We start from the raw sequence: 3,965 nt of genomic DNA on the forward strand, positions 1-3,965 counted from the left end.
TCACCCGGCCGGGGCACCGCGCGCGGGCCGCCCTCGACCTGGTCGCCGCCCACGCCGCGCTCGGGGACCACGACCGGGCCGCGGAACTCGCCCGGTCGTTCGGGGACGGCCCCTACCGCGCCAAGGCCGAAGCGCTGGTCGTGCGGGCCCTGGCGGTCGTCGAGGACTTCGACAGCGCGGAGGTGGCGGCGGCGGCCATCGAGGTCGCCCGGTACCGCGTGGAGGCCCGTCGGTTCCTGGTGAAGGCGCTGGCCGCGGCGGGCCTGGTGGACCGGGCGCTGGACCTGGTGGAGGAGATCGCGCCGGGACGCCCGCGCTCCCGCGCGCTCGTCCCGGTGATTGGCGCGTTGGCGGCCAACCGCGCCGACGTGCCGCTCGACCGCGTCGAGGCCCTGGTGGACGCGCTGCCCGACGAGCAGCGGTGGGCCGCGCTGGAGGCGCTGGCCCGTGACGCCCTGCGGCGAGGCGACCAGGAGAAGGCCGAGGCGACCGCGGCGGCGATCCCGGTGTCCGGACGCCGGGCCTCGGTGTGGCGGCTCCTGCTGGACGACCCGGCGCACCGCGCCGGCGGCCGGCCCGCCGCGCGCCTGCTGAGCACGGTGAAGTGGCCCTCCGTGCTGGAGTCGGTGGCCGCGGCGCACCCCGAGGTCCTCGACGTGGTGACCGCCGAGTTCGACCGGGTCAACCGGGTCGACCGGTGAGCCCCGCGCGGGCCGAGCGGTCCGCGCGGGGTCGCCCGGTCAGTCGTTGCCCGCCTCCAGGGCGGCGTGGTCGAGCAGTTCGTCGTCCACGGTCTTGCCGCGCGAGGCGATGGCCTCGGCCCCGCCCTCGGGCATCTCGCCGATCAGCTCGGTCGGCGCGGTCGGCGCGGCGCTGATCAGCGTCGACTGGCTGCCGATCATGCCGAGGCCCGCGTACTGCTCCAGCTTGGCGCGGGAGTCGGCGATGTCGAGGTTGCGCATGGTCAGCTGGCCGATGCGGTCGACCGGGCCGAACGCCGAGTCCTCGGTCCGCTCCATGGACAGCTTGTCCGGGTGGTAGCTGAACGAGGGGCCGGTGGTGTCCAGGACCGAGTAGTCCTCGCCGCGGCGCAGGCGCAGGGTGACCTCGCCGGTGACCGCCGTGCCGACCCAGCGCTGGAGCGACTCGCGCACCATCAGCGCCTGCGGGTCCAGCCAGCGGCCCTCGTAGAGCAGCCTGCCCAGCTTGCGGCCCTCGCTGTGGTAGGCGGCGAGGGTGTCCTCGTTGTGGATGGCGTTGACCAGCCGCTCGTAGGCGGCGTGCAGCAGCGCCATGCCCGGGGCCTCGTAGATGCCGCGGCTCTTGGCCTCGATGACCCGGTTCTCGATCTGGTCCGACATGCCCAGGCCGTGCCGGCCGCCGATGGCGTTGGCCTCCAGCACCAGGTCCACGGAGTTGGCGAACTCCTTGCCGTTGATCGTCACCGGCCGGCCCTGCTCGAAGCCGACGGTGACGTCCTCGGCGGGGATCTCGACCTCGGGGTCCCAGAACCGCACGCCCATGATCGGCTCGACGATCTCGATGCCCGCGTCGAGGTGTTCGAGCGCCTTGGCCTCGTGCGTCGCGCCCCAGATGTTGGCGTCGGTGGAGTAGGCCTTCTCGGTGCTGGCCCGGTACGGCAGGTCGCGGGCGAGCAGCCACTCGGACATCTCCGTGCGGCCGCCCAGCTCGCGGACGAAGTCGGCGTCCAGCCACGGCTTGTAGATCCGCAGCGAGGGGTTGGCGAGCAGGCCGTAGCGGTAGAACCGCTCGATGTCGTTGCCCTTGTAGGTGGAGCCGTCGCCCCAGATCTGCACGTCGTCGTCGAGCATCGCGCGCACCAGCATGGTGCCCGTGACGGCCCGGCCGAGCGGGGTGGTGTTGAAGTACGCGCGACCGCCGGACCGGATGTGGAACGCCCCGCAGGCCAGGGCCGCGAGCCCTTCCTCGACGAGGGCGGCCCGGCAGTCGACCAGCCGGGCGAGTTCCGCGCCGTAGGTCGAGGCCCGGCCCGGGACCGAGGCGATGTCGGGTTCGTCGTACTGGCCGATGTCGGCGGTGTACGTGCACGGCACCGCCCCCTTCTCACGCATCCACGCGACCGCCACCGAGGTGTCGAGGCCGCCGGAGAAGGCGATGCCGACGCGTTCGCCGGCGGGGAGGGAAGTGAGCACCTTGGACACGTACAGAAGTATGCACGACGATGAATGATCATTCATAACCGGGGTGGTCGAGGGATCACCCGGACGTCCCGGAGCCCTTCGGGCGGGCCGGCACGCACAGCGCGCCCACGAGCGGGACCAGGGCGAGGACCAGCCACGACGTCACGCCCTCGACGTCGACCAGCGCGCCGAGCGGCCCGGACGCGACCAGGACCAGCAGGCCGGCCAGCGACGACATCGCACCCGTGTGCAGGCCCAGTTCGCGCTCGTCCACGAGGTCGGGCACCAGCGCCCGCGCCGCCGGGACGGCGAGCACCTGGCCGGCGGTGAGCAGGACGACGAACGCCAGCGCGGGCCACAGGCCGCCCACCGGCAGCAGCAGCGCGGTCGCCACGCAGCCCGCCGCGACGAGCAGCAGCCCCGCGCGCAGGGCGGCCCGGGGCGTCAGCGCGCGGGCCGACCAGCGCGACACCGGCACCTGGCAGAGGACGACCAGGCCGGACGACAGCGCGAACAGCCAGCCCAGCGCGGCCTGGTCGCCGGTCGCGCGCCCGACCTCGGCGGGCAGCGCCAGGTAGAGCTGGTTGTAGAGCACGAGGTAGCTGCCGTAGGCGAGGCAGAGCAGCAGGAACGCGCGGTGGCGCGCGATGCCGGCGAGCCCGGCGGTGACCGGCCGGGGCGCGGCGGTCGCGGGCCGGCGCGGCATCAGGCGCCAGTGGCCGAGCAGGACCAGCGCGAAGACGCCCGCGCCGGCCAGGCAGGCGGTGGGGAAGCCGGAGCCCAGGAGCAGCACGCCGAGCACCGGGCCCAGCAGCGCGCCCGCCTGCCCGGCCGCGTTGAACAGGCCGAGCAGCCGGGTGCGGGACTCGCCGGTGCGGCGCTCCCGCTCGACCGCCAGGCGGGCGACCTCGGTCTCCACCGCGGGCGAGAACAGGGCGGCGGCGAACCCGACCAGGACCACCGCCGCGATCACCGACCAGGTGTCGCGGGCCACCGCGAGCCAGGCGAACCCGGCGACGCGCAGCGCGCAGCCCGCCAGGACGGCGGGGCGCGGGCCGAAGCGGTCGGCGAGCGCGCCGCCCACCACGAACAGGCCCTGCTGGCTGAACGTGCGCAGCCCCAGCACGAGCCCGACCAGCCAGCCGGCCAGGCCGAGGTCCTCGCCCAGGTGGGTGGCCAGGTACGGCAGCACGGCGTAGAAGCCGAGGTTGAAGGCGAACTGGGTGCCGACCAGGAGCCGGACGAAGCCGTCCGCGCGCGGGGTGGTCGTGCTCGTCGGGGTGGCGGGGGTGGCTGGAGTGGCCGGGGTGGCCGGGGTCATCAGGTGCTCGCCGTTGTCGGGGCGGCCAGTGTGGTCGGGGTGGTTGGGGTCATCGGGGTCATCGGGCGCTCCCGGGCGGGGTGCGCCCGCCGGCGAGGGTCGCCGCCGAGACCGCGAACACCGCGAGCAGCACCAGCGCGCCCGCGGGTGCCAGGGTCGCCCACGGCGCGCGTTCGACGTACGGCAGTGATTCGGCGAGCAGCAGGCCCCACTCGGGCGCGGGCGGCGGCGCGCCGAGGCCGAGGAAGCCCAGCGAGGCCAGGGCGAGCGCGATGCCGGGCAGGCGCAGCACGGCGTGCCGGGCGACCGGTCCGGCCACGGCCGGCAGCACGTGGCGGGTGAGCGTCCACAGCGGTGGCGCGCCGAGCGCCCGCTGGGCGGCGACGTGCGTGGCGGCGCGGTTCTCCTCGACCAGCGCCGCCGCGTGGGAGGCCAGCGCGGGCCACGACACCAGGCCGACGGCCAGGGACGCGCCCGCCGCG

The 3,965-nt window shown here is 75.3% G+C and carries 4 protein-coding genes; 1 reads left to right on the forward strand and 3 read right to left on the reverse strand.

The genetic code is table 11. The annotated features are described in order from the left end of the window. Positions 1 to 701 (forward strand): hypothetical protein (locus tag ACFV4N_RS40890; protein WP_499678067.1); only part of this gene is annotated, 701 nt, incomplete at its 5' end. A 39-nt stretch (positions 702 to 740) separates the two neighbouring features. On the opposite strand, the gene argG is transcribed toward ACFV4N_RS40890, so the two are convergent. The 3 genes from argG to ACFV4N_RS40905 form a co-directional block, all read right to left on the reverse strand. Continuing rightward, complete coding sequence (gene argG / locus ACFV4N_RS40895; RefSeq protein WP_499678068.1) at positions 741 to 2,183, reverse strand: argininosuccinate synthase; 1,443 nt, start codon at positions 2,181 to 2,183, stop codon at positions 741 to 743. A 55-nt stretch (positions 2,184 to 2,238) separates the two neighbouring features. After that, entirely contained in the window at positions 2,239 to 3,483 is a 1,245-nt protein-coding gene (locus ACFV4N_RS40900) for an MDR family MFS transporter (protein ID WP_499678069.1), read from the reverse strand. Positions 3,484 to 3,541: 58 nt separating this feature from the next. Beyond that, positions 3,542 to 3,965, reverse strand: a 424-nt coding sequence (locus tag ACFV4N_RS40905) for an ABC transporter permease subunit (RefSeq protein ID WP_499678070.1), incomplete at its 5' end; no start/stop codon positions are given.

The organism is Actinosynnema sp. NPDC059797 (genome assembly GCF_042732085.1).
Lineage (GTDB): Bacteria > Actinomycetota > Actinomycetes > Mycobacteriales > Pseudonocardiaceae > Actinosynnema.

Bases quoted from the DNA above. Each gene is read 5' to 3' on its own strand.
- ACFV4N_RS40900 (WP_499678069.1), bottom strand. From the start codon at position 3,483: ATGACCCCGGCCACCCCGGCCACTCCAGCCACCCCCGCCACCCCGACG.